Source organism: Streptosporangium nondiastaticum, assembly GCF_003011965.1.
GTDB lineage: Bacteria > Actinomycetota > Actinomycetes > Streptomycetales > Streptomycetaceae > Streptomyces > Streptomyces nondiastaticus.
Window position 1 is genome coordinate 22,700 of sequence record NZ_PXWG01000038.1, and the last position, 25,282, is coordinate 47,981.

The 25,282-nt window shown below is 70.0% G+C and carries 26 protein-coding genes and 2 tRNA genes; 12 read left to right on the forward strand and 16 right to left on the reverse strand.

Annotation, left to right across the window (positions count from 1 at the left end; all coding sequences use genetic code 11):
• Window positions 1-72 precede the first annotated feature (72 nt).
• From B7P34_RS16455 to B7P34_RS16465, 3 genes are all read left to right on the forward strand, one after another.
• A complete protein-coding gene (locus B7P34_RS16455; protein WP_106677235.1) occupies window positions 73-831 on the forward strand; it encodes a hypothetical protein in 759 nt (252 codons plus the stop codon).
• Window positions 832-900: 69 nt separating this feature from the next.
• Window positions 901-1,692 carry a hypothetical protein gene (locus B7P34_RS16460; protein WP_106677237.1) on the forward strand — a complete coding sequence of 264 codons (792 nt, stop codon included), beginning with the start codon at window positions 901-903 and terminating at the stop codon, window positions 1,690-1,692.
• Between the two features lie 163 nt (window positions 1,693-1,855).
• Window positions 1,856-2,788: a hypothetical protein gene (locus B7P34_RS16465; RefSeq protein WP_106677239.1), complete on the forward strand. Its 933-nt coding sequence runs from the start codon at window positions 1,856-1,858 to the stop codon at window positions 2,786-2,788.
• Window positions 2,789-2,835: 47 nt separating this feature from the next.
• Here the strand turns inward: B7P34_RS16465 and B7P34_RS38615 are convergent, their stop codons facing one another.
• Window positions 2,836-3,264: a hypothetical protein gene (locus B7P34_RS38615; protein ID WP_223267914.1), complete on the reverse strand. Its 429-nt coding sequence runs from the start codon at window positions 3,262-3,264 to the stop codon at window positions 2,836-2,838.
• Window positions 3,265-3,436: 172 nt separating this feature from the next.
• Between B7P34_RS38615 and B7P34_RS16475 the strand changes: the two genes are divergently transcribed.
• Window positions 3,437-3,670: a GntR family transcriptional regulator gene (locus B7P34_RS16475; protein WP_189382828.1), complete on the forward strand. Its 234-nt coding sequence runs from the start codon at window positions 3,437-3,439 to the stop codon at window positions 3,668-3,670.
• A 785-nt stretch (window positions 3,671-4,455) separates the two neighbouring features.
• Window positions 4,456-4,593 (forward strand): hypothetical protein, encoded by a 138-nt coding sequence (locus B7P34_RS37510; protein WP_189382830.1) that lies wholly within the window; start codon window positions 4,456-4,458, stop codon window positions 4,591-4,593.
• 213 nt (window positions 4,594-4,806) lie between these two features.
• On the opposite strand, the gene B7P34_RS16480 is transcribed toward B7P34_RS37510, so the two are convergent.
• The 8 genes from B7P34_RS16480 to B7P34_RS16515 all read right to left on the reverse strand — a co-directional run bounded on the left by B7P34_RS16480 (window position 4,807) and on the right by B7P34_RS16515 (window position 11,747).
• Window positions 4,807-5,346 carry a DUF4232 domain-containing protein gene (locus tag B7P34_RS16480; RefSeq protein WP_106677241.1) on the reverse strand — a complete coding sequence of 180 codons (540 nt, stop codon included), beginning with the start codon at window positions 5,344-5,346 and terminating at the stop codon, window positions 4,807-4,809.
• Between the two features lie 191 nt (window positions 5,347-5,537).
• Window positions 5,538-5,954 carry an ACT domain-containing protein gene (locus B7P34_RS16485; protein WP_106677243.1) on the reverse strand — a complete coding sequence of 139 codons (417 nt, stop codon included), beginning with the start codon at window positions 5,952-5,954 and terminating at the stop codon, window positions 5,538-5,540.
• 73 nt (window positions 5,955-6,027) lie between these two features.
• Window positions 6,028-6,759 carry a hypothetical protein gene (locus B7P34_RS16490; protein WP_223267915.1) on the reverse strand — a complete coding sequence of 244 codons (732 nt, stop codon included), beginning with the start codon at window positions 6,757-6,759 and terminating at the stop codon, window positions 6,028-6,030.
• 161 nt (window positions 6,760-6,920) lie between these two features.
• Window positions 6,921-8,210: an ATP-dependent Clp protease ATP-binding subunit ClpX gene (gene clpX, locus B7P34_RS16495; RefSeq protein WP_030366476.1), complete on the reverse strand. Its 1,290-nt coding sequence runs from the start codon at window positions 8,208-8,210 to the stop codon at window positions 6,921-6,923.
• Window positions 8,211-8,352: 142 nt separating this feature from the next.
• On the reverse strand, window positions 8,353-9,006 hold the full coding sequence (locus B7P34_RS16500) for an ATP-dependent Clp protease proteolytic subunit (protein ID WP_030366475.1): 654 nt from the start codon (window positions 9,004-9,006) through the stop codon (window positions 8,353-8,355).
• Window positions 9,007-9,102: 96 nt separating this feature from the next.
• Window positions 9,103-9,708 (reverse strand): ATP-dependent Clp protease proteolytic subunit, encoded by a 606-nt coding sequence (locus tag B7P34_RS16505; protein WP_106677247.1) that lies wholly within the window; start codon window positions 9,706-9,708, stop codon window positions 9,103-9,105.
• Window positions 9,709-10,108: 400 nt separating this feature from the next.
• On the reverse strand, window positions 10,109-11,485 hold the full coding sequence (gene tig / locus B7P34_RS16510; protein ID WP_189382833.1) for a trigger factor: 1,377 nt from the start codon (window positions 11,483-11,485) through the stop codon (window positions 10,109-10,111).
• A gap of 185 nt (window positions 11,486-11,670) precedes the next feature.
• Window positions 11,671-11,747 (reverse strand) — tRNA-Pro (locus B7P34_RS16515).
• Window positions 11,748-11,954: 207 nt separating this feature from the next.
• Between B7P34_RS16515 and B7P34_RS16520 the strand changes: the two genes are divergently transcribed.
• Window positions 11,955-12,028: transfer RNA gene (locus B7P34_RS16520), tRNA-Gly, on the forward strand.
• Window positions 12,029-12,124: 96 nt separating this feature from the next.
• On the opposite strand, the gene B7P34_RS16525 is transcribed toward B7P34_RS16520, so the two are convergent.
• Complete coding sequence (locus B7P34_RS16525) at window positions 12,125-12,319, reverse strand: hypothetical protein (protein WP_106677252.1); 195 nt, start codon at window positions 12,317-12,319, stop codon at window positions 12,125-12,127.
• Window positions 12,320-12,555: 236 nt separating this feature from the next.
• On the opposite strand from B7P34_RS16525, the gene B7P34_RS16530 reads away from it, so the two are divergent.
• Entirely contained in the window at window positions 12,556-13,635 is a 1,080-nt protein-coding gene (locus B7P34_RS16530; RefSeq protein ID WP_106677254.1) for an acyltransferase family protein, read from the forward strand.
• Window positions 13,636-13,662: 27 nt separating this feature from the next.
• On the opposite strand, the gene B7P34_RS16535 is transcribed toward B7P34_RS16530, so the two are convergent.
• Both B7P34_RS16535 and B7P34_RS16540 read right to left on the reverse strand, forming a co-directional pair.
• Window positions 13,663-14,106, reverse strand: coding sequence for an HD domain-containing protein (locus tag B7P34_RS16535; RefSeq protein ID WP_106677256.1), 444 nt, complete (start codon window positions 14,104-14,106; stop codon window positions 13,663-13,665).
• A gap of 41 nt (window positions 14,107-14,147) precedes the next feature.
• Entirely contained in the window at window positions 14,148-15,221 is a 1,074-nt protein-coding gene (locus B7P34_RS16540; RefSeq protein ID WP_223267916.1) for a PP2C family protein-serine/threonine phosphatase, read from the reverse strand.
• A 215-nt stretch (window positions 15,222-15,436) separates the two neighbouring features.
• Between B7P34_RS16540 and B7P34_RS16545 the strand changes: the two genes are divergently transcribed.
• Entirely contained in the window at window positions 15,437-16,666 is a 1,230-nt protein-coding gene (locus B7P34_RS16545) for a GNAT family N-acetyltransferase (RefSeq protein ID WP_106677260.1), read from the forward strand.
• A 34-nt stretch (window positions 16,667-16,700) separates the two neighbouring features.
• Here the strand turns inward: B7P34_RS16545 and B7P34_RS16550 are convergent, their stop codons facing one another.
• Window positions 16,701-17,519, reverse strand: a complete 819-nt coding sequence (locus B7P34_RS16550; protein ID WP_106677262.1) for an Fpg/Nei family DNA glycosylase — start codon at window positions 17,517-17,519, stop codon at window positions 16,701-16,703.
• Between the two features lie 165 nt (window positions 17,520-17,684).
• Window positions 17,685-18,173, reverse strand: a complete 489-nt coding sequence (locus tag B7P34_RS16555; protein ID WP_106677264.1) for a ribose-5-phosphate isomerase — start codon at window positions 18,171-18,173, stop codon at window positions 17,685-17,687.
• A 168-nt stretch (window positions 18,174-18,341) separates the two neighbouring features.
• On the opposite strand from B7P34_RS16555, the gene B7P34_RS16560 reads away from it, so the two are divergent.
• On the forward strand, window positions 18,342-19,781 hold the full coding sequence (locus tag B7P34_RS16560; protein WP_106677266.1) for an amino acid permease: 1,440 nt from the start codon (window positions 18,342-18,344) through the stop codon (window positions 19,779-19,781).
• Between the two features lie 71 nt (window positions 19,782-19,852).
• On the opposite strand, the gene B7P34_RS16565 is transcribed toward B7P34_RS16560, so the two are convergent.
• Window positions 19,853-20,455, reverse strand: a complete 603-nt coding sequence (locus tag B7P34_RS16565) for a biotin transporter BioY (protein ID WP_106677268.1) — start codon at window positions 20,453-20,455, stop codon at window positions 19,853-19,855.
• 292 nt (window positions 20,456-20,747) lie between these two features.
• Here B7P34_RS16565 and B7P34_RS16570 point away from each other — a divergent pair, with 292 nt between their 5' ends.
• From B7P34_RS16570 to B7P34_RS16580, 3 genes are all read left to right on the forward strand, one after another.
• Complete coding sequence (locus tag B7P34_RS16570; RefSeq protein WP_106677270.1) at window positions 20,748-22,142, forward strand: amino acid permease; 1,395 nt, start codon at window positions 20,748-20,750, stop codon at window positions 22,140-22,142.
• A gap of 171 nt (window positions 22,143-22,313) precedes the next feature.
• Window positions 22,314-23,726, forward strand: coding sequence for an amino acid permease (locus tag B7P34_RS16575; RefSeq protein ID WP_106677272.1), 1,413 nt, complete (start codon window positions 22,314-22,316; stop codon window positions 23,724-23,726).
• A 195-nt stretch (window positions 23,727-23,921) separates the two neighbouring features.
• The gene (locus tag B7P34_RS16580) at window positions 23,922-24,560 is read left to right on the forward strand and encodes a superoxide dismutase (protein WP_106677274.1); all 639 of its coding nucleotides are present in this window, start codon (window positions 23,922-23,924) and stop codon (window positions 24,558-24,560) included.
• 89 nt (window positions 24,561-24,649) lie between these two features.
• On the opposite strand, the gene B7P34_RS16585 is transcribed toward B7P34_RS16580, so the two are convergent.
• The gene (locus B7P34_RS16585; RefSeq protein WP_106677276.1) at window positions 24,650-25,243 is read right to left on the reverse strand and encodes a hypothetical protein; all 594 of its coding nucleotides are present in this window, start codon (window positions 25,241-25,243) and stop codon (window positions 24,650-24,652) included.
• Window positions 25,244-25,282 lie beyond the last annotated feature (39 nt).

The following is a 25,282-nucleotide window of genomic DNA, read 5'->3' on the forward strand; positions in this document are numbered from 1 at the left end:
GGGGTTTCGAATCGATTGCCGCGGGATCGGCAAGGATGACGCCCACGCAACGAGAGAAGCGGCGAGAGAACGATGAGCAATCAGCAGGCCGCCCTGTACGAGCCGCTCCCGGCGACGCCCCGGTCCTACGCCCGGCCGGGCGGCCCGAACGGCTACGGCGCAGCCGTGTGGCCACCGCCGGTCCCGGACCGGCGGGGCGCCGGCCGGGGCAGGGTCGTGGCCGGTGTGGCGATCGGTGCACTCATCCTGGCGTGCACGCTTCTGGGCGGATTCCTGCTCCTCACGGGCGGCGGCAGCAAGGCCGCCGGCGGCGCTGCCGCGCGGTACCGGCTGACGGCACCGGAGCACGCGGCCGGCTTCCGGAGGGACGCGCCGGCCGGCCGGACGTTCCGGACGGACCACCTGGAGCGGCTGCGGCGCCTGGGCGTACGGGACGCGGGCAGCGTCACGGCCGGCTACTCCTCGGCCCGCGGAAAGCTGATGTTCAGCGGCGTCTGGGGCGAGGTGAGGAATCCCGAGCGGGCCGTGGACGGCATGTTCGAGGCGATGGCGGAGGACGCGCGGCGGGAGCCGGTGCGGCAGGGCGCGCGGGAGGAGGTCGTGGGCAGCCCGGAGCGGGTGAGCGTGGACGGCGCCGTCATGAAGTGCCAGCCGGTGAGCTTCACCCCGGCGGAGGGCGAGCCCGGCGCCTCCCTGACCCTCCCGTACTGCGTCTGGGCGGACCACAGCACGCTGGGCGTCGTGGGCGCGGCCCTGGGCGAGCGGACGGCCGTCCCGGAGGCGGCGGAGGCGGCGGGAGAGCTGCGACGGGCGGCGCGGACCCCGCGGTAAGGGCCGGATAAGCGACAAGAAAGGATGTTCCCCGACTTCTATCGACAAAGAAACACGGGGGAACGTCCCATGCCCGACGACCGGAACCAGCCGCAGACGCCGCCGGGCCCGCAGACCCCGCCGGCTCCGCTGACTCCGCCGGACCCGCAGACTCCGCCGGGCCCGTGGCCGCCGCCGATCCCGGACCGCCCGAGCGGGAAGGGCAAGGCGATCGGCATCACGGCGGGCGCGCTGGTCTTCGCCGGGGCGCTGGTGGGCGGCCTGCTGTACTTCAACGACGGCAGCGGCGACGGGGCGGCGGCGTACCGGATCGAGATGCCGCAGACGCTGGTGGACGGCGAGTACAAGAGGGACAAGGACGACGGCGCCGAGAAGGACACCGGCAGCAGCGCGAAGGACCGCGCCGAGATGAAGTCCTTCGGCATCGAGGACGCCGACGGCGACGCCGGCAGCTACCAGAGCGACAAGCGCGGGGCCCTGCAGGTCGCCAGCATGTACGGCAAGATCCCCGACCCGGAGAAGACCATCGGCCTGATGGCGGCCCGGATGGACAAGGGCGGCGGCGAGGACGGCACGGCTCCGATGGGCGGCAAGGTCGAGCGCGGCACGTACAAGGACTACCGCCCGCACGGCTTCGACGGGGTCGTCCTGAAGTGCAGGGCCGACAAGATCTCCTTCTCGTTCGGCGACGCGAACTACTCCACGACGAGCCTCGGCCAGTGCCTCTGGGCGGACAAGGGCGTCATCGGCACGGTGGTGAGCCAGCCCTTCGGCGCCAAGGGCAACGACAAGGGGATGTCCGCGGAAGAACTGGCCGAGATGACCGCAAAGATCCGCAAGGAAGTCCGCAAGCCGCGGTAGCCGCTCGCGGGGCGGGGCGATTCGACCGAAGTGGCCGAAGTGACCGCTGTTGTGTGCCAACTGTTCCGAAACCGTTGCCGCCCGGCGGCAAGAGCCCCTTAAGAGATCCGGAAGGATAGCGGGACTGTCACACGAGTCCCCCCACGGATCGAAGAGAGACGCGATGAGCTACAACCAGCCGGGCCCCTACGGCCAACCGCCCCAGCAGCCGGGCCCGTACGGCCAGGGCGCCCCGGCCGGCCGGCCCGGTTACGGTTACCCGCCGCCGCCCCCGCCGCCGCCCGGCACCCCGTACGGCGCCGCCCCCCAGGCACCCCAGCAGCCCTGGGGCGTCCCCCAGCAGCCCCAGCCGGGCTACCCGGGCGGCCAGTACCCCCCGCCGGTCCCGCCGCAGGGCGGCGGCAAGGGCAAGGCGATCGGCATCACGATCGGCGCGGTGGCGGTCGTGGGCGCGCTCATCGCGGGCGCGGTGTACTTCATGGGCGGCGGCGGTGACGTGAAGCCGTACACGATCGTCCTGCCGGAGAAGCTGCTGGACGGGAAGTACGCGAAGAACAGCGTGAGCTCCCCGGGCGCGAAGCAGACGGACACGAAGGACCTGACCGACGACGCCCAGGTCAAGGAGATGGGCATCTCCAACGGCACGGCGGTCTCGGGTATCTACGCCAGCCCCGAGAAGCAGAACCTCCGGGTGACGGGTGTGTACGGCGAGCTCTCCGACCCGGAGAAGACGCTCAACGCACTCGTCGCGAAGATGGACGAGAGCGCGAAGAAGAACGAGTCGTCCATGCCCGGCGTCAAGATCGAGACGGTCACTCCGTGGACGGAGTTCTCCCCCAGCGGCTACGACGGCGCAATCATGAAGTGCCAGGCCAAGAAGTCGACGTACACCGTGGGCGCCATGACGGCCACCGGCGAGTCCAGCTCGTGCGTCTGGGCCGACTCGAGCGCTGTCGGCCTCGTCCAGCACGTGGTTTCCAAGTCCAACAGCCCCTACGGGGACAGCAGCGCCCAGGCCACCGGCAACGCGATGTCCGCGCAGGAGCTCTCGGAGGCGACCGCCAAGGTCCGCAACGAGGTCCGCAAGGACAAGTAAGCAATGACGGGTAGCGGCTGCAGAGGCAGCCGCTACCCGTCCGTGGGTTATCTCCCCCACCTGCTGGCGGCGTTGGCGGCCTGAACCTTGGCGCTGAGGAGCTCGGCCTCGGTGGCGGGCCGGACCATGTCGGCGTCCGCTTCCCAGTCGCCCCCGCCCGAGGGCGCACGCAGCAGCAGGAACTGCGCTCCGTCGTTGCGCATCACTTGCCCGACGCTGCCGTCCCGCTTGTCGACGACGAACGAGCCGATGGCGGGGAGCGGTTGATGCGCTCGCTCGGAGCAGGTGCAGATGCCCAGCGGGGAACGGGACTGAAGGTTGATGCCGTGGGCGGTGGCCCATACGTAGACGCCGCAGGTGGGGCCCTGTGAGGTGCGAGGTTCGGGTTCGGCGGCGCGAGGCTCGGGCACGGGCGGCGGTTCGGGGACGGAAATCTGCCGTTCACGGCGGAACCAGCGGCGGATAAAGTGACGCATGTCGACGCTCCTAGCGCAGCGTTGGCCATGCCCCGGGACCGTGCCAGCGGTCGCCGGGGTTTCTCGATCACGCGGACTCTATCCCAGGGTTCCTATAGAACACTGATGATTGTCGTGATCCGAATGATTCTGCTCATTGCCGCGCAAGCCATGGAACACGTAGCGTGCCTGTGTGATCGAATTCGTTCCTGACATCCCCCGCTGGCGTCAAGTGGCCGATGTGATCCGACAGCGCATCAAGGACGGGACGTACCCGCCCCGTTCACGCGTTCCGTCCGTCAACCAGCTCACCGAAGAGTTCGGCATTGCGGCCATGACGGCCCACAAGGTCCACCGCGGCCTACGAGCCGAGGGCCTCATCTACACGGAACCCGGAATGGGTTCGTACGTCTCCCCGCAGCCCTAACGCCGACTGTCCCTTAGCTGTTGGCTGAGGTCAGAACAGGCTGGCAGCAGGGGGAGGGGTGGGGGGCTTGTGCCCGTCGGGTGTCCGGCGCTCGGTGGGCGGCCGGGCGCCGTACTCGTGCCGTCACGGATGCGGGCGCGTGAGGAGACCGGTCCCATAGACCGTGGCTGGCGGGGAGCTGGCAGCTGCCGCGATGTGGTTTCGCCCGTCGTGGGCGCTTCGCTCGGCTCGCCACCGTCGTGGCTGAGCGGGCGGGTGCGAACTAGTGGGGGTTGGCGCCCTCCCGGCACGGAAATCCACCGGCTCGGGGTCTGCGCGGCGGACAAACGGCCAGAGAAGGACGGCCGCCCATCTCAACAACCTCACCAGGCCATTCGCCCCTCACCAGCCACACTCAAGCCGCACTCGGCCGCGCAACCACCACGCAACCCGCGCTGAGCGAAGCGCCCCCACCGGCCCCAGGCACATCGCGGCAGCTGCCCGCTCCCCCTCAGCCACGGCTTATGGGGAGGTCTCCTCACGCACCCACATCCGCGACGGCAGGAGTACGGCGGCCAACCGCCCACGACCCGCCGGACACCCGACGGAGCCGCACCCCCACCCCTCCCCCCGCTGCCAGCCTGTTCTGACCCGCACCCGAACCACGGAACCGCACCACCACACCGCGTACCACGCACAGTTGACGGTTCGCCGCTTCCCGGCCCGGCCCGGTGCCCATGGCCAGCCCTCCGCCTGGAGGGTCTGACCGGTGGGTGACCGCCCACCCTGGGAGAAAGGCGCGGTACGTGCGCCATCGCAAAAAGAAGGACCGGTCTCACCTCTGGGTCCTGCTCCATCGGATCTACCGCTGGTCGGCGCCGCTCGTAGGCGCCGTGCTGGTGGCCCTGCTCCGGTGGTGGCTGGAGGTGAGGCACAAGCTGTAAGCCCTCGCTAAACCCACTAGCGAGGGATCACAGCGTTTGGTCCTTCGCAGGAGCCCGCCATCGTGACCCCGATGGTGGGTTCCACCATGTCCAGTGACCGTACCTGGATGGCACAGTGTTCCCGGCTGCCCAACCGGACGGACATCGGCAGCTCCTACCGTACTCGCTTCGCCCCTCCCAGGCACCGGAGAAGCCCAGCACGACGGAACCTCTTCACCACATCAGGGCAAGGCCGACCTCGCTCTGCCAGTACGTCACCGCCGCCTTGCTGTCGACCCACGTGCCCTTGGGCAGCTTCACCGTGCGCGCCCGGCTCTCCGTGCCGTCGCCCTCGTCGTAGCTGACGCGCAGGACGCTCGCGTAGCGCCCGTCCGTGCCGGAACCGTCAGCCGCGGACAGGTTGATGCCGGCATAGGCGGACTCGCCGGGCTCCAGGGTGACCACGGCCTGCGGTATCGACTCGTCCACGACCGGCACCACGTTCTGCGCGGCGTCGAAGGCCAGGTGCGGGTGGCCGTAGGCGAAGCATCGCTCGCTGCTGGTGTTGGTGACGGTCAGCAGCTGGTGGTTGATGGGGCGGGACACGTTCTGCACGGTGGTCTTGGTGTTCGCAAGCGAGCAGGCCGGGATGGACGCCGACCCCGACCCGGGAGCCGGCTCCGCCGCCTGCGCCTGCGCAGTCGTGGCGGCGGTGCCGGCGAGGAGCGCGGCGGCGAGGGCGAGGCCGGTGGTGATGATGCGGGCAGTACGCATACGGGTGCCTCCAAGAGAGTCGAACGCCTCCCGGGGCGGGATTGCCCGGGGCGTGCCGTCAGCCTCTCCGCGGACCTCCGCCACCCACAAGGCCCCACCGCGCCATCCGGGACGCCGGAACACTCACGCTCCACCTGGCCTGCGGAAACACCACTCCCCTGGAACGCCGCAGCGGGACGCGCCGACGCTCCTCAGCCGCCGGACTGATCCCACTCGGCCGCGCTCGCCAGCCGCTCCAGGACCTCCACCGCCTCCTCCGCCCGCTCGTACGGCACGAAGAGGTGGTCGTGATGGAACCCCGCCACGACGTTGCAGCTCAGTTCGGCCTGGGCCAGGGCCTGGGCCACGGCCGCGGTCAGCCCCACCGCCTCCAGCGCCGAGTGGATCCGCAGCGTGATCCAGCCGGCCACGTAGTCGTACGACAGCCCGGCCGCGTCGGCCTCCTCCTGCCGTACGACCAGGGTCAGTCCTTCCGGCTCCCGCACCGTCACCACGGGAGCGACGCCCGCCGGCGCCTCCCCCTCCACCGTCGCGTACACGTACCGCCCGGCGTTCAGCTCCGGCCGCATTCCACTCAGTAGCTTGCTCAGATCACGTTCTCCAGCCATGGCCACACCCTACGCACAGGCATACGAAAAGGGCGCCCGGCACTCGTCCGGACGCCCTCCTCCAAGCTACCGCTCAGCTTTCCTCGACGAAGAGTTCCTCGATCGTGGATGCGGTGAGAGCACGGTCCATCCAGCGCTCCAGGACATCCAGGTCCGTGCAACTCGTGATGCGCTCGCGAGCCGCCTCCGGCACGAGGATTTCCCGGTGAGCCAGCACGCGCAGCACCATTGCCGAAGCTGCTGCCCGCCCCTTGGCCTCACCCTTCAGGAGCGTCTCCTCGATGAGCGTGCCCCGGCCGGGGAAGTACGTGCGGATGGTCATCAGATTCCTCCAGGTCTCCCTCGCCGGGGTCTCTCCCAGGCCGATTTCCAGCAGTTCCGAGTAGTACGCGACGGACTCTTCGTCTACCGTCCCCAGGGCACGCGCCAGCGCGTCCAGTATGGCCGGAGCATCCTGGTCCCGCCCATGCGTCATGGCCGAGAAGGTCGCCATGGCCAGATTTTGGGCGGCTTCCTCCTCGTCGATGATCGGCGGGACGTTTCCGGGCCCCAGGACCAGCGGGTGCACGGACAGCGCTTTCCAGCCCTCGGGCCCGAGCTTGAAGGGGCCTGCTGCCCATTCCGCGGTCGCCTTGTCCTGGCAGACCACCAGCAGCAGTGCCGGATGCCCGTACTTGGCCTTCAGAAACGCGAGGTAGTACGCCCAGCTGACCGCCTTGTCGCTGTCGCGGCGCCCTTGCGCCTCGATGGCCAGGAGAAAGCTCTTACTGCTGTCACGCGGCTGGATGCGCAGCACGCTGTCCACGCGCCGTTCCAGTGGTCTGATCTCTGTGGCGTCCGGCCATCCAAACCCGACCACTCGTTCGAGCATCGAGTCGGTCGCCAGTTCTAAGGCTCCGCGGGCAGCAAAAGGGGCACCCGGCAAACCGCCGGGCGCCCCACAAGCAACAAGCTCAGCGCAGCGCGCTACGCGCTCTTCTCGTGCCGCTCGTCCTTGCCCACGATCCGCGGCTCCCGCGGGACCAGTGTGGGGTTCACGTTGGAGTGGACGACGTCCGCCGTGATGACGACCCGGGCGACGTCCTTGCGCGACGGGACCTCGTACATCACGGACATGAGGACTTCTTCCATGATGGCGCGCAGGCCGCGCGCGCCCGTGCCGCGCAGGATCGCCTGGTCGGCGATGGCCTCCAGGGCGGGGCGGTCGAACTCCAGCTCTACACCGTCGAGTTCGAACAGGCGCTGGTACTGCTTCACCAGGGCATTGCGCGGTTCGACCAGGATCTGGAGGAGCGCCTCGCGGTCGAGGTTGTGCACCGAAGTGATCACCGGCAGGCGGCCGATGAACTCCGGGATCATGCCGAACTTGACCAGGTCCTCCGGCATGACCTCCTGGAACTGGTCGCTGGCCTCGATCTCCCGCTTGGAGCGGATCGTGGCGCCGAAGCCGATGCCCTTCGCGCCCGCCCGCGACTCGATGATCTTCTCCAGGCCGGAGAAGGCGCCGCCGACGATGAAGAGCACGTTCGTCGTGTCGATCTGGATGAATTCCTGGTGCGGGTGCTTGCGACCGCCCTGGGGCGGGACCGAGGCCGTGGTGCCTTCCAGGATCTTCAGCAGGGCCTGCTGGACGCCCTCGCCCGACACGTCCCGTGTGATCGACGGATTTTCGCTCTTACGGGCGACCTTGTCGATCTCATCGATGTAGATGATGCCGGTCTCGGCCTTCTTGACGTCGTAGTCGGCGGCCTGGATCAGCTTCAGCAGGATGTTCTCGACGTCCTCGCCGACATAGCCGGCCTCCGTCAGGGCGGTGGCGTCGGCGATGGCGAAGGGGACGTTCAGCATGCGGGCCAGGGTCTGGGCCAGCAGCGTCTTGCCGGAGCCCGTGGGGCCCAGCAGGAGGATGTTGGACTTGGCGAGCTCGATGCCGTCGTCGCGGTTGTGCGCGCCGGTCTCACCGGCCTGCACCCGCTTGTAATGGTTGTAGACGGCGACGGAGAGGGCCTTTTTCGCGGCTTCCTGGCCGACGACATAGCCCTCGAGGAACTCGTAGATTTCGCGGGGCTTGGGAAGCTCTTCCCAGCGGACCTCGCTCGTCTCCGCGAGCTCTTCCTCGATGATCTCGTTGCAGAGGTCGATGCACTCGTCGCAGATGTACACACCAGGACCCGCGATGAGCTTCTTCACCTGCTTCTGGCTCTTGCCGCAGAACGAGCACTTGAGCAGATCGCCGCCGTCACCGATGCGTGCCACGAGGTGCTTCCCCTTCGCCTGGGATCCGCCTTGCACTGCGAACCCGGGTACTTGCCTATCGACGGTACCTTGCCGGGCCCCCCGAGCGGGCCCCCCTTGCCCTTACTCGGTCAGCGCAAGGGGGATACCAGCGGCACGGCGATCAAACGTTTACGGAACTCTTGCGGGTAGAAACGATCTGGTCGACCAGGCCGTAGGCGAGCGCGTCCTCGGCAGTGAGGATCTTGTCGCGCTCGATGTCGTCCCGGATCTTCTCGATCGGCTGGGTGGAGTGCTTGGCCAGCATCTCCTCCAGCTGGGTGCGCATCCGCATGATCTCCTTCGCGGCGATCTCCAGGTCGGAGAGCTGCTCGCGGCCCGTCTGGCTGGAGGGCTGGTGGATCAGCACGCGGGCGTTGGGCAGGGCCATGCGCTTGCCCGGGGTGCCGGCCGCGAGGAGGATCGCGGCGGCGGAGGCGGCCTGGCCCATGCAGACCGTCTGGATGTCCGGCTTCACGAACTGCATCGTGTCGTAGATGGCCGTGAGGGCCGTGAACGAGCCGCCGGGGCTGTTGATGTAGATCGAGATGTCGCGGTCCGGGTCCATCGACTCCAGGCACAGCAGCTGCGCCATGACGTCGTTGGCGGAGGCGTCGTCGATCTGCACGCCCAGGAAGATCACGCGCTCTTCGAAGAGCTTCGCGTACGGGTCGTACTCGCGGACGCCCTGCGAGGTGCGCTCGACGAAGCGCGGGACGACGTAGCGGGAGTCAACCTGCGGGCCGGTGTACAGGCCGCTCGGGGACGAGATGTTCATGCGGGTTTTCACCATCCTGGTGGCGGTCGGTGGGCCGGGAGGCGGGCTCCCCGGCCCGGATGCGGGCTGTCTGGCGGTACGTACTGCGCCGGGGCGTCAGGCCCCGGTGCCGCCGCCGCCCGGAACGCCGGAAGCGTGGGTGATGATCTCGTCGATGATCCCGTACTCCTTGGCCTCCTGCGCGGTGAACCAGCGGTCGCGGTCACCGTCACGGATGATCGTGTCCACGGTCTGGCCGGTGTGGAGGGCCGTGATCTCGGCCATGCGCTTCTTGGTGCGCAGCAGCTGCTCGGCCTGGATCTTGATGTCCGAGGCGGTGCCGCCGAGGCCCGCGGACCCCTGGTGCATGAGGATGTCGGTGTTGGGCAGCGCGAAGCGCTTGCCCGGGGTGCCGCCGGTCAGCAGGAACTGGCCCATCGAGGCCGCGAGGCCCATGCCGATGGTGACCACGTCGTTCGGGATGTACTGCATGGTGTCGTAGACCGCCATGCCGGCCGTCACCGAGCCGCCGGGGCTGTTGATGTAGAGGTAGATGTCCTTGTCCGGGTCGGCGGCCAGGAGGAGCATCTGCGCCGTGATCTTGTTGGCGATGTCGTCGTCGACCTGCTGGCCGAGGAAGATGATCCGCTCCCCGAGCAGCCGGTTGTAGACCTGGTCGCCGAGGCCACCACCGATGGCGATCTCACCGGCGGCGGAAGGCATCAGATTCGTCACGTATCCACCTGCTCGTCTCTGACGGCAACGGGCCGTCTCCGCGTCTTCTCCGGGGACCGGGGTCCGGCCGGCGCGGCCGGACTGCTTCCGGCGGTCGCCACGTGGTCCCCTGCCCTCGTATCTACGGACCCTAACGCGCTGTTCGGCGGCCGCCATCCCGCATCAGGAACTGTTCGCTCTGAGCGCAGGTTCACTGCGGCATCGGTGCGGCATGGGTGCGGCATCGATGCGGGGCCGGCGCGGGATCCGCAGGTCGCGCAGGCCCGGGCGGCAGGGCGGGCAGCGGCCCCCGGGGACACGGACGGGCCCGGACGTGCGAACACGTCCGGACCCGTTCCATAGCTGCCTCACGGGCGCCCTGCGGCGCCTGCGCGGGAGACCGGGGCTATCAGGCCTCGGTCGTGCCCTCGGCGGCCTCGACGACCTCGGTGGCGGCCTCGGCCGTCTCCTCGTCCTCGTCGTCCAGGCTGATGACCTCGCCGGACGCGTCCTTGACGGTGGCGGCCTCGACCACGGTGGCGAGCGCCTTGCCGCGGGCGACCTCACCGACGAGCATCGGGACCTGGCCGCCCTCGACGACCGCCTGGGCGAACTGGTCGGGGCTCATGCCGGAGGACTGGGCACGGCGCATCAGGTGCTCCGTGAGCTCGTCCTGGCCGACCGAGACCTTCTCCTTGTTGACGATCTCGTCGAGGATGAACTGGGTCTTGATGCCCTTCTCGGCCTGCTCCTTGAGCTCGGCGTCGAACTCCTCGGCGGACTTGCCCTGGATCTCCAGGTACTTCGCCAGGTCCAGGCCCATCTGGCCCAGCTGGTGGTGCTCGAGGTTGTGCTTGCGGGTGTTGACCTCGTCCTCGAGCAGCTTCTCGGGCATCGGGACCTCGACGAGCTTGATCAGCTCGTCCAGGACCTTCTCCTGGGCCTGCGTGGCCTGGTCGAACTTCTTCATCCGCTCAAGGCGCTTGCGGCTGTCGGCGCGCAGCTCCTCGAGGGTGTCGAACTCGCTCGCCAGCTGGGCGAAGTCGTCGTCGAGCTCCGGCAGTTCGCGGGACTTGACGGCGGTGACGTCGACCTTGACCTCGGCCTCCTTGCCCTCGGCGGAGCCGCCCTTGAGCTCGGAGGTGAAGGTGGCGGTGCCGCCGGCCTCCAGGCCGGTGACGGCCTCGTCGATGCCGTCGAGCAGCTGGCCGGAGCCGATGGTGTAGTCGACGCCCTTGGCGACGCCGTCCTCCAGCACCTCGCCGTCGACCTTGGCCTCCAGGTCGACGGTGACGATGTCGCCCTCGGCGGCGGCGCGCTCGACCGGAGCGGTGGTCGCGAAGCGGTCGCGCAGCTGCTCGATCGACTTCTCGATGTCCTCGTCGGTGACCTCGACGGAGTCGACGGTGACCTCGATGCCGGAGTAGTCCGGGATCTCCAGGGTCGGGCGGATGTCCACCTCGGCGGTGAAGGCCAGCAGCTCGCCGTCCTTCAGCTCCGTGATGTCGACCTCGGGCTGACCCAGCGGGTTCAGCTCGGCCTCGTTGATCGCCTCGGTGTAGAACTTCGGAAGCGCGTCGTTGACGGCCTCCTCCAGCACCGCACCGCGGCCGAAGCGCTGGTCGATGACACGGGCCGGGATCTTGCCCTGACGGAAGCCCTTCACCGTGACCTGCTGGTTGATCTTCTTGTACGCCGCGTCGAGGCTGGCCTTGAGCTCCTCGAAGGGCACCTCGACAGTGAGCCGAACCCGAGTCGGGTTCAGGGTCTCCACGGCGCTCTTCACGGTTCGGTCTCCTTGGGGCTGACTTCTGGTGATTCTGCTGAGGTTCAGCGGATCGCGCCCGGTAGGCAGACTCGGTAGTGCAGACACACGGGCACGCAGCTTGCATAGTAACCGCAAGCAGGATGAGCCCCACAATGTGATCTTGCCCGTGGCCCCGTGGTTCCCGGTGGCCGCGGCCGTTCGTGTGGTCGGGGTGGCCGGATTCGAACCGACGACCTTCCGCTCCCAAAGCGGACGCGCTACCAAGCTGCGCCACACCCCGTAAGTGCGAGACGTAGGGTACATGCCCGCGGAGGGGACGGTGGCCGCATTAACGGCGGCGCCCGGGAGCGCGGGGCGGCGCGGGACCGGCGCGCGGACGCGCGGGGGCCGCGGCCGAAGGGGTGACGAAGGGGTGACGTGCGGCGCACCGCCAGGACCCGCTACGATGCACACCGTGCCGTACGGCCCTTCCGGGCTCGCGGCGCGTGCGGGCGTAGCTCAATGGTAGAGCCCCAGTCTTCCAAACTGGCTACGCGGGTTCGATTCCCGTCGCCCGCTCCACCGACGCCTCCGGCCCTGCCGGGGGCGTTCGTCGTACGGCCGCCGGTCGTACGGCCGCCGCTTTCTGCTGACCGCTGCTTCCTGCCGACCGCCGGCTCAGATCTTGATACCGCTTATCGTCTCGACGATCGAGTTCAGGAACCTCTGAATGGACGGCGCCAGGCCCGTCGAGGCGAGGAAGAAGCCGAAGAGCATGGCCACGATGGCCGGGCCGCCCTTGATGCTGCCGGAGCGGAAGAGCACCACCAGCACGATCGCCAAGAGCAGCACCACTGACAGCGAAATGGCCACAACTGATCACACCCTCGGTCGGATACACCGGTCCACCCACTGGTCGGCCCGGGAGACATGCTCCCCGCAGCCCTCGCCCGTCAACCATCGTGCCACCAACTTGCCTGTTTCTGTGGGCCCGTGACATTTCATCGGCACTTCGTCCGGAAACTGTCCGCAAAGCCGTGGTCAGTGGATATCGGGGGACTTGGCGGGCGGCGTGGCGGTGGCGGCGCGACGCCGCTAGGGTGCGTCGGATGTCCCCCGCCGTCACACCCCCCGCCCGCGCGGTGACCCCCGCGGAGCAGGCCGGACCCGCGTCCGCCGCCGCCCCGGCACAGCGCGATCCCTTTTTCGACAACGCGAAGTACCTCGCGATCGTCCTGGTGGCGCTGGGGCACGCGTGGGAGCCGCTCTCGCACTCCAGCCGTGCCGCGATGGCGCTCTACATGACCGTGTACACCTTTCACATGCCGGCCTTCATCCTGATATCCGGCTATTTCTCCCGCGGTTTCGATCTGAGTCCGGCCAAGCTCAAACGGCTGCTCACGGGCGTGGTCGTGCCGTACCTGGTCTTCGAGGTCGCCTACACGTACTTCCAGCACTGGGCGGAGCCGGACGCGGCGCCGGAGCCGGTTTCGCTGCTCAACCCGTGGTACCTGAACTGGTTCCTCGCCGCGCTCTTCGTCTGGCGGCTGACCACGCCCATCTGGAAGCTGATCCGCATGCCCGTCCCGGTCGCCTTCGTCGTGGCCGTGCTGGCCGCGGTCTCCCCCGAGATCGGCGGCGACTTCGACCTGCAGCGGGTGCTGCAGTTCCTGCCGTTCTTCGTGATCGGCCTGCACCTGCGGCGCGAGCACTTCGACCTGGTGCGGCGGCGGTGGGTGCGGGTCGCGGCGGTGCCGGTGTTCGCGGCGGCGGTGGCGGTCGCGTACTGGCTGGCGCCCACGCTGGACACCGGCTGGTTCTACCGGAACAGCGCCGTCCAGGACCTGCACGAGCCGGTCTGGACGGCGCCCGTGATGACCCTGGCGCTCTTCCTCTGCTCGGCCGTGCTCACGGCCGGGTTCCTCGCTTGGGTCCCGCGCCGGGCCGTGTGGTTCACGTCGCTGGGCGCGGGGACCCTGTACGGGTACCTGCTGCACGGCTTCCTGATCAAGCTGTCGCGCTGGTGGGAGTGGTACGACGCGGCTGCGTGGATTCGTCAGCCGGTCGGCGAGGTCGCCGTGACCCTGATCGCGATCGTGGTCATGACCGCGCTCTGCACGGCGCCGGTGCGGCGGGTCTTCCGGTGCGTGATGGAACCGCGGATGGAGTGGGCGTTCCGCAAGCAGTGAGCACCCGGGGCCCTGCTGGGCCTCGCCTCAGCCCAGGCCCAGCAGTCCCCGCATCTTCGCGTACTTCGCCGCCAGGCGGACCCGCGTCGCCTCGTCCAGTTCCTTCGCCCGCTCCGGGTCCGAGTTGTGGGCCAGGTCGGACTCCTTGACCAGGAGGGCGCCGGGCGTGGCCAGGATGCGGGCCGCGTACTCCTCCGGCGCCTCGCCCGGGCGCTTGGTCACCGCGAGGATCATGTCCTTGACCGCCGGGGGCAGCTCCGAGGCCGCCAGCCACTCCTCGCTCACCGCGCCGTCCTCGACGGCGTCGTGCAGCCAGGCCGCGGCTATCTGCTCGTCGCTGCCGCCGCGCCGCCGCACGCCTTCGGCGACGGCCGCCAGGTGCTCGGTGTACGGGCGGCCGGCTTTGTCCGTCTGGGCGGCGTGGGCGCGCCGCGCCAGGGCTTCTACGGCGGCGAGGTCGAGAGTGGTCATGGGCGTCCTCCGTGGTGCGGTGCCGGGGTCCGGCACCGGGTTCAGTGCCGGCAGATCAGCAGCAGGGCGCGGTCGTCGTTGACGTCCTTGGCGACGGCCTCGATGAGGTGCCAGGCCGCGCCCTGGAAGCCGGCGGAGACGTAGCGGTCGGCCTCGCCGGTGAGGCGGTCCATGCCCTCGGTGAGGTCGCGCTCGGCGGTCTCGACGAGGCCGTCGGTGAAGAGCATCAGGACGTCGCCCTGCCGCAGGGTGCCCTTGATGGGGTCGAACTGGGCGCCGTCGTAGACGCCGAGGAGCGGGCCTTCCGCCGCCTTCTCCTCCCAGCGGCCGGTGCCGGCGGAGAGCTGGAGGCCGGGGAGGTGGCCCGCGGAGAACATCTCGTAGTCGCCGCTGTCGAGGTCGAGGACGAGGTGCACGGAGGTGGCGAAGCCCTCGTCCCAGTCCTGGCGCAGGAGGTAGCCGTTGGCGGCGGGCAGGAAGTCGTGGGGCGGCAGGGAGCCCAGGAGGCCGCCGAAGGCGCCGGAGAGCAGCAGGGCGCGCGAGGCGGCGTCCATGCCCTTGCCGGAGACGTCCGTCAGGACGACTTCCAGGGTGCGGCCGCCGTTCGTGCGGGCCGCGACGACGAAGTCGCCCGAGAAGGACTGGCCGCCGGCCGGGCGCAGCGCCATCTCGCGGTGCCAGCCGCGCGGCAGCTTCGGCAGCTTGCTCTGGACGCGGATGCGTTCGCGCAGGTCGAAGAGCATGGTGCCGCCGCGCCGCCAGGGCACGCCGACGCGGCTGCGGAACTGGGCGATGAGCAGCCCGAGGAAGCCGACGGCCGCGACGACGAGGATCGTGCCGGGCGTGACCCGGACGCCGTCGCCGGAGGCTTCGGCGTTCAGCACGCCGGCCTCGGCGATGAGGGCCACGGCGGAGGCGGCGTAGAGGGCGAGCAGGCTGGCGGGGCGCAGCAGCAGCCCGCCGGCGACGATGGGCAGGACGAGCGCGGTGGGCACGCACCAGGAGGGCAGCGCGATGGTGGTGAGGGCGAGCGCGGGGACGGTGAGGAGGAGGGCCGCGAGGGCGATCCAGTCGGAGCCGTCGCCGCGGAAGTAGTCCACCCCGGCTTTGCGCACGCTTGTGCGGGCCCGGTGCCATGCTTTGCGCATCCGTGCCGTCGGGGTCTCCGCACCGCCAGTCATTGCATCGTGACCTTATCCACCCATTCGGCGGTGCGTCGACTCACGCCGCGCCGACACGGCCGGGGTGCGGTACGTCCCGCACGGAGGCGTCGGCCCCTTATGTGAAATTCCTTCGCGTGCGGGGCGGGATCGCTGCTAGGGATGGGGGCATGACGACGGAGCTGCGAGTCCTGCGCGATGCGGAATTCGACACGTGGTACGCCAACCTGGAGCTGGCGTTCGGCGGTGTCCCCGAGTCCCCCGAGGAAGTCGCCCTGTGGCGTGAGCTGACCGGCTTCGACCGGTCGATCGGGATCTGGGACGGCGGCGAGACGGTGGGTACGACCGGGGCGTTCGCGTTCCGGATCACGGTCCCGGGCGGGGAGCAGGTTTCCGCCGCCGGGGTGACGATGGTGTCCGTGCGGCCGACGCACCGCAGGCGGGGCCTGTTGCGGCGGATGATGCGGCGGCAGCTGGACGACGTGCGGGCCTGGGGTGAGCCGCTGGCCGTCCTGACGGCCTCCGAGCCGGACATCTACGGGCGGTTCGGCTACGGCATCGCGACACACATGATGAGCGTCCGTGTCGATACGGCCCGCGTGCGGCTGTCCGTCCCGCCGGGCACGGACGGGGTGCGGCTGCGCTTGTCGAAGCCCGGTGAAGCGCGCGACGCCTGCGAGGAGGTCTACGCACGCCGGGTAGCCGCCCGGCCGGGCATGCTCGCGCGGCAGCCGGGCTGGGAGGGCCTGCCGCTGCTGGACCCGGCGGACACCCGCGAGGGCGCGTCGCCGCTGCAGTGCGTGCTCGCCGAGGAGGACGGGCGGACGGTGGGGTACGCGCGGTACGCCGTGCGGCCGGACTGGACCGACGCCGGCGCGAACGGCACGGTCCTGCTGCGCGACGCGGAGGCGCTGACCCCGGCCGCGTACGCCGCCCTGTGGCGCTATCTGACGGAGATCGACCTGACGTCGAGCGTCACCGCCCGCAACCGTCCCGTGGACGACCCGCTGCTGCACCTGGTCAGCGACGTCCGGCGGTGCGAGCCGCGGTTCAAGGACTCGCTGCACGTGCGGCTGGTCGACGTGGGGGCGGCGCTCGCCGCGCGGACGTACCGCGCCCCCGTGGACGTCGTGCTGGACGTCGCCGACGACTTCTGCCCCTGGAACGCGGGACGGTGGCGGCTGACGGGCGACCCGAAGGGCGCGTCCTGCGAGCGCACCGAGGACGCGGCCGACCTGGCCCTGTCCGTGCGGGAGCTGGGCTCGGCCTATCTGGGCGGGGTGTCCCTGGCCGCGCTCGCGGGGGCGGGCCGGGTGCGGGAGCTGCGCGAGGGCGCGCTGGAGGAGGCGTCGGCGGCGTTCGGCAGCGACGTGGCGCCGTGGCTGCCGCACGGCTTCTGAGCACCCGGCGGTCGCCGGTACGGGTGACGGGCTGTCAGCGCTGCTGGCAGCCCGGGCACCAGAAGAGGTTGCGGGCGGCGAGGCCGGCGGTGCGGATCTCCCCGCCGCAGACGTGGCAGGGCATGGCGGCCCGGCGGTAGACGTACACCTCGCCGCCGTGGTCGTCCACGCGCGGCGGGCGGCCCATGGCCTCCGGGGTGTGCTCGGGCCGCACGGTGTCGATCCTGTTGTTGCGCACGCCTTCGCGCATCAGGCCGGCCAGGTCGGCCCACATGGCGTCCCACTCGGAGCGGGTGAGGTCGCGGCCGGTGCGGTACGGGTCGATGCCGTGCCGGAAGAGGACCTCGGCGCGGTAGACGTTGCCGACGCCCGCGACGACCTTCTGGTCCATGAGCAGGGCGGCGACGCTGGTGCGGCTGCGGGATATCCGCTGCCAGGCCTTGCCGGGGTCGTCGCCGGGCCGCAGCGGGTCCGGCCCGAGCCGGTCGTGTATCGCCTGCTTCTCGGCGCCGGTGATCAGGGCGCAGGTGGTGGGCCCGCGGAGGTCCGCGTACGACTCGGGGTTCGCCAGGCGCAGGCGGACGGTGTCGGTGGGCGGCGGCACGGGGGCTCCGCCGAGGGTGTACTTGCCGAAGAGGCCGAGGTGGATGTGGATCCAGTCGCCGCCGGGGCCGCCGCCGAAGCCGAGGAAGAGGTGTTTGCCGTGGGCCTCGGCGGTTTCCAGGATCCGGCCGTCGACGAGGGCGGCGCCGTCGGAGAACTTGCCCTGGGGGCTGGTCGCCCGGACGGGCCGCCCCGCGAACGCCTCGCGGTGGTCCGCCGCGAGGCGGTGGATCGTATGCCCCTCGGGCACGGTGTGTCTCCTGTGCGCTGTCGTCTGCGGGCGGCGCTTTCTCCCCTACCCGCCCCTTCCCGTAACCAGGGCTCCGCCCCGGGCCCCGTATCGCGCTGGACGCGCTCGTCCTCAAGCGCCGGACGGGCTGGATTCTCAGCCCGTCCGGCGGTGGGGACAAAGAGGTCAGCTCTCCTGCGGGTGGTGCGCCGGGATCGCGGGGAGCTCGCCCGTCTCCTCGTAGCGCGCCAGCATCTCGATGCGGCGGGTGTGCCGCTCCTCACCCGAGTACGGCGTGGCCAGGAAGATCTCGACGAACTTCGTCGCCTCCTCCTGGGTGTGCATGCGGCCGCCGATGCTGATGACGTTGGCGTCGTTGTGCTCGCGGCCGAGCGCGGCCGTCTGCTCGCTCCAGGCGAGGGCGGCCCGGACGCCCTTGACCTTGTTCGCGGCGATCTGCTCGCCGTTGCCGGAGCCGCCGATCACGATGCCGAGGCTGCCGGCGTCGGCAGCGGTCTTCTCGGCCGCACGGAGGCAGAACGGCGGGTAGTCGTCCTGGGCGTCGTAGATGTGGGGACCGCAGTCCACGGGCTCGTGGCCGTGGGCCTTGAGCCACTCGACGAGGTGGTTCTTGAGTTCGTAGCCGGCATGGTCGGAGCCGAGGTACACGCGCATGCGTCCGAGTGTGGCACGTCCCGGGGCGCCGATCGGTCAGCAGGTGGGCGGTAACGCTGAGTGAACACAACGAATTGGATTCGGGTCTTCCTAAAGTCGCCTTCGAAAAGTTCTAATGCGGTCACTCGTAACCCGAGAACCTAAGGAACAACCCGAAGGAACGTGCACATGAGCGCGACACCGCCGACCATGACGAAGGGGTCGACGACCGGCGATCCCGGCCACGCCCCGGAGGCGGGCGGGGACGGCCTGAAGGCCGGACTCAAGAACCGCCACCTGTCCATGATCGCCATTGGCGGTGTCATCGGAGCGGGCCTCTTCGTGGGTTCGTCCTCCGGCATCGCCGCCGCCGGCCCCGGCATCCTCATCTCCTACGCCCTCGTCGGCGCGCTCGTCGTCTTCGTGATGCGGATGCTCGGTGAGATGGCCGCGGCCAACCCGACCTCCGGGTCGTTCTCCGCCTACGCGGACCGCGCCCTGGGCCGCTGGGCCGGCTTCACCATCGGCTGGCTGTACTGGTTCTTCTGGGTCGTGGTGCAGGCGGTCGAGGCGACCGCGGGAGCCAAGATCCTCAACGGCTGGATACCGGCCGTGCCGCAGTGGACCTGGGCCCTGCTCGTCATGATCGTGCTGACGGCGACCAACCTCGCCTCGGTCAGCTCGTACGGCGAGTTCGAGTTCTGGTTCGCCGGCATCAAGGTCGTCGCGATCGCCGCCTTCGTGGTCCTCGGCCTGCTGGCCGTCTTCGGCGTGCTGCCGGGCTCCGACAACCCGGGCTCCGGGCTGGACAACCTCACCGCGCACGGCGGCTTCCTGCCCAACGGTGCGGGCGCGATCCTCACCGGTGTGCTGATGGTCGTCTTCTCCTTCATGGGCAGCGAGATCGTCACGCTGGCCGCCGGTGAGTCCGAGGACCCGCAGCGCGCGGTCCGCCAGGCCACCAACAGCGTCATCTGGCGCATCGCCGTCTTCTACCTCGGCTCGATCTTCGTCGTGGTCAGCCTGCTGCCGTGGGACAGCAAGGAGATCGCGGAGAAGGGCAGCTACGTCGCGGCGCTCGACTCGATCGGCATCCCGCACGCCGGCCAGGTCATGAACGTCATCGTGCTGACCGCCGTCCTCTCCTGCCTGAACTCCGGCCTCTACACCGCCTCGCGCATGGCCTTCTCGCTGGGCCAGCGTGGCGACGCGCCGAAGTCCTTCGCCACGGTCAACAAGCGGGGCGTCCCGCAGGTCGCGATCCTCGCCTCGGTCGTCTTCGGCTTCGTGTCGGTCCTCTTCAACTACGTGTGGCCCGACACCGTCTTCAAGTTCCTGCTGAACTCCTCCGGTGCGGTCGCCCTCTTCGTCTGGCTGGTGATCTGCTTCACCCAGCTGAAGATGCGCGGGATCATCCTGCGGGAGATGCCGGAGAAGCTGACGGTGAAGATGTGGCTCTTCCCGTATCTGACGTGGGCCACGATCGGCATGATCACCTTCGTGCTGGGCTACATGCTCTACACCGGCGGCGACAACCGCGAGACGGTGCTCGCCTCCGTCCTGGTGGGCGCGGTCGTCCTGGTGATCGGCCTGGTGCTGGACCGCCGTCACCGCGCGGCGCAGCGCTAGCGCACGCACAAACGCAGCGGCCCGCGTCCCCCTCGGGGACGCGGGCCGCTGCGTTTGTGCGTAGGAGGGGATCAGCCCCGGCGCCCCAGGAGCTTCCACGCCGTGGGCAGCGCGCCCATGGCCAGGGCCGCCTTCAGAACGTCGCCGATGAGGAACGGCGTCAGGCCGGCCGCCACCGCGTCCGCGAGGGACAGGTGGAGGGACAGGGCCAGGTACGGCACGCCGACGGCGTAGACGATCGCCGAGCCGAGGGCCATCGTGCCCGCGGTGCGCAGGGCCGAGCGGTCGGCGCCGCGGCGGGCGAGTGCGCCGACGACGGTCGCGGCGAGCAGCATGCCCAGGACGTAGCCGAAGGACGGGAAGGCGGCGCCGGAGCGGGCCTCGGCGAACCACGGCATGCCCGCGACGCCCGCGACGGCGTACAGGGCGAGGGAGAGGAAGCCGCGGCGGGCGCCGAGGGCGGTGCCGACCAGGAGGACCGCGAAGGTCTGGCCGCTGACCGGGACCGGGGAGCCGGGCACGGGGACGGTGATCTGCGCCGCGAGGCCGGTGAGGGCGGCTCCGCCGAGGATCAGGGCCGCGTCGCGCACGCGGGCGCGCCCGGCGGTCGTGGCGGGGAGCAGATCGGCGAGGACCGTACCGGTCCGGGGAACAGAGGCAGCGGCGGTGGCCATCGTTACTCCGCAGATATGTGGTGGGGACAAGTGACTTTGTGACGTTAGCCGAGGGGTCTCGGCCGGGCAGCGCGCGGCAATGACAAAGGCGCGCCGTTCCGCTTGGAGACTTCCCAGCGCGGTTCCCTCAGCAGGCGGAATTACGCGTGATGCTCGTCACTGGATTCCCTTGAGGCTTGGCTCGGGGCACCTCCCCGGGAGAATGTGGAGTCACCTATACCTCTTTGCACCTGCTCCTTGCGGCTGCGAAGACCCCCAGCGCTTTTCGCGCGGACCCGAGAGTACGAAGCCCATGCACGACGCACCCCCCGCCGCCGATTCCCTCGCGGCCGAGAAAGAACCCCTGTCGGCCGGGCTCAAGCAGCGGCACCTGACGATGCTCGGGCTGGGCGGCGTCATCGGCGCGGGCCTGTTCGTGGGCTCCGGGGCCGGCATCGCCGTCGCGGGCCCGGGCATCATCGTCTCGTACCTGATCGCGGGCGCGCTCGCGATGCTGGTGATGCGGATGCTCGGCGAGATGTCCTCGGCGATGCCCGCCTCGGGCGCGTTCTCGGTGCACGCCGAGCGGGCGCTGGGCCGCTGGGCCGGCTTCACGGTCGGCTGGCTGTACTGGTTCCTGCTGGTGGTCGTGCTGGCCGTGGAGGCGACGGGCGCGGCCCAGATCGCGAACGGCTGGGTGCCGGGCGTCCCGCAGTGGGGCTGGGTGCTGATCTTCATGGTGGTCTTCACGACCGCCAACCTCACCGCGGTGAAGAACTTCGGCGAGTTCGAGTTCTGGTTCGCCGCGCTCAAGGTCGGGGCGATCGTCCTCTTCCTGGCGCTGAGCCTGCTCGCGATCTTCGGCGTGCTGCCGGACACCGAGGCCGTGGGCTTCACCAACCTCACCGGCCAGGGCGGCTTCCTGCCGAACGGCGTGAGCGGTGTCGTCTCCGGCGTCCTCGCCGTCGTCTTCGCCTTCGGCGGCCTGGAGGTCGTCACCATCGCCGCCGCCGAGTCCGACGACCCGGCGCGCGCGGTGGGCCGTGCGGTGCGCAGCGCCGTGTGGCGCATCCTCTTCTTCTACGTGGGCTCGATGCTCGTCATCGTCACCCTCCTGCCGTGGTCGTCGATGCAGCCGGGCAAGAGCCCGTACGTGGCCGTGCTCGACCACATCGGCATCCCGGCCGCCGGCCAGATCATGAACATCGTGGTCTTCGTGGCCCTGCTGTCCGCGCTCAACGCCAATCTCTACGGCTCCTCGCGGATGGTCTTCTCGCTCGCCGAGCGTGGCGAGGCCCCCAAGGGCCTGCTGAAGGTGTCGGGCGGCGGGGTGCCGCGCCGGGCCGTGCTGGCGTCGGTCGCCTTCGGTTTCGCCTCGGTGATACTCAACCTGGAGTGGCCGGATTCGATCTTCCGGTACTTGCTGAACGCCGTGGGTGCGGTACTGCTCTTCGTCTGGGGCCTGATCGCCGTCTCGCAGCTGCGGCTGCGGCGCCGCATCGAGCGCGAGATGCCGGAGCGGCTCGCCCTCAAGATGTGGGCCTTCCCCTATCTGACCTGGGTCGCTCTGGCCGGGATGGCCGGCGTGCTGGTGCTGATGATCACCGACGAGGGGGCCCGGCCGCAGCTCCTGTGGTCGGCCGCGGCGACCGGCGCCGTGCTCGTGGTGGCCTGGGTGCGCGAGCTCCGGCTGCGCCGCGCGGCCTGACCGGCCCGCCGGGTCGGCTCGTTTTCATCGCCTTCTGGCGAGATGTCAGGCACGGACAGTCATACCTGCGTCTGAATATCGGACAGCTCTGTCACAGGTGTTGTCCTGGGCGAACATGACCCCCACACTGAGGCAACTTTTCCGCTCTCACCCCACGGGACACACACGACCATGACTCGGACTTCTGCGACCTCCGCGCCCGAGCGCGCGGTCAGCGGCCAGGCGCCGGGCGGCACGGATCTGTCGCACGGCCTCAAGCAGCGCCACCTGTCGATGATCGCCCTCGGCGGGGTCATCGGGGCCGGCCTCTTCGTCGGTTCCGGTGCGGGCATCGCCGCCGCCGGTCCGGCGATCGTGCTCGCGTACGCGGCCTCCGGGCTGCTCGTGATGCTCGTGATGCGGATGCTGGGCGAGATGGCCGCGGCCAACCCGGCCTCGGGCACCTTCTCCGTGCACGCCGAGAAGGCGATCGGCCCCTGGGCCGGCTTCACCGCCGGCTGGATGTTCTGGGTCGAACTCTGTGTGGGCATAGCCGTCGAGGCGATCGGCGCGGCGCACATCATGCAGTCCTGGTTCCCCTCCACGGCCTCGTGGATGTGGGTGCTGATCTTCATGGCCGTCTTCTGCGGGACGAACCTCGCGGCGGTCAGCAACTTCGGCGAGTTCGAGTTCTGGTTCGCGACGCTCAAGGTCGCCGCGATCGGCGTCTTCCTCGTCCTCGGCGTCCTCGCCATCTGCGGCGTCCTGCCGGGCACGGAGGCCCCGGGCGCCGACAACCTCACCGGCAACGGCGGCTTCATCCCCAACGGCGCCAACGGCCTGGTCGTGGGCCTGCTCGCGTCGGTCTTCGCGTACGGCGGCCTGGAGACGGTGACGATCGCGGCCGCCGAGTCCGAGCAGCCGGTCAAGGGCGTCGCCCAGGCCGTCCGCACGGCGATGTGGCGCATCGCCCTCTTCTACGTCGGCTCGATGCTGGTCGTCGTCACCGTCCTGCCCTGGAACGACAAGTCGCTCCTGACGGACGGCCCGTACGTGGCGGTGCTCAAGCACCTGGACATCCCGGCCGCCGGGCAGATCATGAACGTGATCGTGCTGGTCGCCCTGCTCTCCGCGATGAACGCCAACATCTACGGCGCCTCCCGGATGTCGCACTCGCTGGTGATGCGCGGCGAGGGCCCCCGCTTCCTGGCCAAGGTCAGCAACGGCGTGCCGCGGCTGACCGTCATCGCCTCCTCCGCCTTCGGCTTCTTCGCGGTCCTGCTCAGCTACTGGTGGCCGGACACGGTCTTCAAGTGGCTGCTGTACATGACGGGCGCGGCGGTGCTCGTGGTGTGGGGCATCATCGCCGTCACCCAGCTGCGGATGCGGCGGCAGCTGGAGCGCACGGCGCCGGAGAAGCTCGTCGTGAAGATGTGGCTCTTCCCCGCGCTGACCTGGGTGGCCCTGGCCGGCATCGTGGGCGTCCTGGCCCTGATGCTGCGCGAGGAGGACACCCGCGTGCAGCTGTACTTCACGGCGGGGCTCACGGCCGCCCTCGCCCTCATCGGCTACGCACGACAGCGGGTGACGGCCGGGAAGCGCTGACCCCGCGTTTCCGGCCACGCCGCAGACCACCACCACACCCCCCACGAGGCGGGCCGGGTCCTGATCTTCAGGACCTAGCCCGCCTCGGTCTTTAGTCGGAGATCCACGGGGATGACGCCCCCCTTACGGCGCGTCAGATGCTCTTGCTGGTAACGTCCACTTGCAAGTTAATTGCAATAAGTCGGAGGGCTCGGCATGGCCATCTACACACTTCCTGAACTCCCCTACGATTACGCTGCGCTGCAGCCGACGATCGACGCGAAGATCATCGAGCTGCACCACGACAAGCACCACGCGGCGTACGTCAAGGGCGCGAACGACACCCTGGAGCAGCTCGCCGAGGCCCGTGACAAGGACCAGTGGGGTGCGATCAACGGCCTGGAGAAGAACCTGGCCTTCCACCTCTCCGGCCACATCCTGCACAGCATCTACTGGCAGAACATGACCGGCGACGGCGGCGGCGAGCCCCTGGACAAGGACGGCGTGGGCGAGCTCGCTGACGCCATCGCCGAGTCCTTCGGCTCCTTCGCCAAGTTCAAGGCCCAGCTGAGCAAGGCCTCCGCCACCACGCAGGGCTCCGGCTGGGGCGTCCTCGCCTACGAGCCGATCAGCGGCAAGCTGATCGTCGAGCAGGTCTACGACCACCAGGGCAACGTCGGCCAGGGCTCGGTCCCGATCCTGGTCTTCGACGCCTGGGAGCACGCCTTCTACCTGCAGTACAAGAACCAGAAGGTCGACTTCATCGAGGCCATGTGGGCCGTCGTCAACTGGCAGGACGTGGCGAAGCGCTTCGAGGCCGCCAAGCAGCGCGGCAACCTGCTGCTCGTTCCGTAAGGAACGCTCCCCGGTGTCCTGCTCGTGATCGTCTTCTCACCCTTCACGTGGCAGGCGGAGAAGGGCCCTCGCAGCTGCGAGGGCCCTTCTCACACGTGGCCGAACGCCTCGCCCGTCACCGCGAACCCCTTCGCGAGCCCCGCGTCGTGCAGCCGGGCGAACCGCCCCGCGTCCCAGCACGCGAGCACCGCGAAGCGGTAGTCGGCCGAGGCCGTGCCGTCGGCGGCGACCCGGACCGTGCCCGTCAGCCGGTACGCGAACGCGCGCACCGCCAGCCGCCAGTCCGCGCTCCCCCACGCCCGGGGCAGCGCCACCTCGCGCCAGCCGCTGTCCGCCGGGTACGCGGCGGCCGTGCGCGGGCCGCCGCGCCACTGCTCCAGCGCCTCGGCGCGCCAGCGCTCCAGCTGCTCCCCGGCCGCGGAGCGCACGGCCGGAAGGGCGAGCAGGGCGTCCGCGTCCACGCGGTACGGGGTGCCGGTCCCGCGCAGGTAGTGCCGCAGGACCCCGGCCGCCCGGCGCAGGCCCAGGGCGGACCGCAGCGGGACGAGCGCCTGGCAGGCGGCTCGCAGCAGCAGGTCGTACGGGCGGACGGCCCGCTCGGCGAACCGGTTCGCGAGCGGTGCGTCCGCGTCGGCCCGGCCGCCGTCCCAGCCGATCGGCGACGTGAGTTCGGTCTGCCCCATACCGGGACATTAAGGGAGGGGTGGCCGAAGCGCGCGTCG

Coding starts and splice junctions, on each gene's coding strand:
- B7P34_RS38615 (WP_223267914.1), bottom strand. CDS start 3,264: ATGCGTCACTTTATCCGCCGCTGGTTCCGCCGTGAACGGCAGATTTCC.
- B7P34_RS16505 (WP_106677247.1), bottom strand. CDS start 9,708: ATGCCTTCCGCCGCCGGTGAGATCGCCATCGGTGGTGGCCTCGGCGAC.
- B7P34_RS16580 (WP_106677274.1), top strand. CDS start 23,922: ATGGCCATCTACACACTTCCTGAACTCCCCTACGATTACGCTGCGCTG.
- B7P34_RS16560 (WP_106677266.1), top strand. CDS start 18,342: ATGAGCGCGACACCGCCGACCATGACGAAGGGGTCGACGACCGGCGAT.
- B7P34_RS16575 (WP_106677272.1), top strand. CDS start 22,314: ATGACTCGGACTTCTGCGACCTCCGCGCCCGAGCGCGCGGTCAGCGGC.
- B7P34_RS16545 (WP_106677260.1), top strand. CDS start 15,437: ATGACGACGGAGCTGCGAGTCCTGCGCGATGCGGAATTCGACACGTGG.
- B7P34_RS16480 (WP_106677241.1), bottom strand. CDS start 5,346: ATGCGTACTGCCCGCATCATCACCACCGGCCTCGCCCTCGCCGCCGCG.
- B7P34_RS16535 (WP_106677256.1), bottom strand. CDS start 14,106: ATGACCACTCTCGACCTCGCCGCCGTAGAAGCCCTGGCGCGGCGCGCC.
- B7P34_RS16455 (WP_106677235.1), top strand. CDS start 73: ATGAGCAATCAGCAGGCCGCCCTGTACGAGCCGCTCCCGGCGACGCCC.
- B7P34_RS16500 (WP_030366475.1), bottom strand. CDS start 9,006: ATGAACATCTCGTCCCCGAGCGGCCTGTACACCGGCCCGCAGGTTGAC.
- B7P34_RS16585 (WP_106677276.1), bottom strand. CDS start 25,243: ATGGGGCAGACCGAACTCACGTCGCCGATCGGCTGGGACGGCGGCCGG.
- B7P34_RS16555 (WP_106677264.1), bottom strand. CDS start 18,173: ATGCGCGTGTACCTCGGCTCCGACCATGCCGGCTACGAACTCAAGAAC.
- B7P34_RS16530 (WP_106677254.1), top strand. CDS start 12,556: ATGTCCCCCGCCGTCACACCCCCCGCCCGCGCGGTGACCCCCGCGGAG.
- B7P34_RS16485 (WP_106677243.1), bottom strand. CDS start 5,954: ATGGCTGGAGAACGTGATCTGAGCAAGCTACTGAGTGGAATGCGGCCG.
- B7P34_RS16460 (WP_106677237.1), top strand. CDS start 901: ATGCCCGACGACCGGAACCAGCCGCAGACGCCGCCGGGCCCGCAGACC.
- B7P34_RS16465 (WP_106677239.1), top strand. CDS start 1,856: ATGAGCTACAACCAGCCGGGCCCCTACGGCCAACCGCCCCAGCAGCCG.
- B7P34_RS16570 (WP_106677270.1), top strand. CDS start 20,748: ATGCACGACGCACCCCCCGCCGCCGATTCCCTCGCGGCCGAGAAAGAA.
- B7P34_RS16565 (WP_106677268.1), bottom strand. CDS start 20,455: ATGGCCACCGCCGCTGCCTCTGTTCCCCGGACCGGTACGGTCCTCGCC.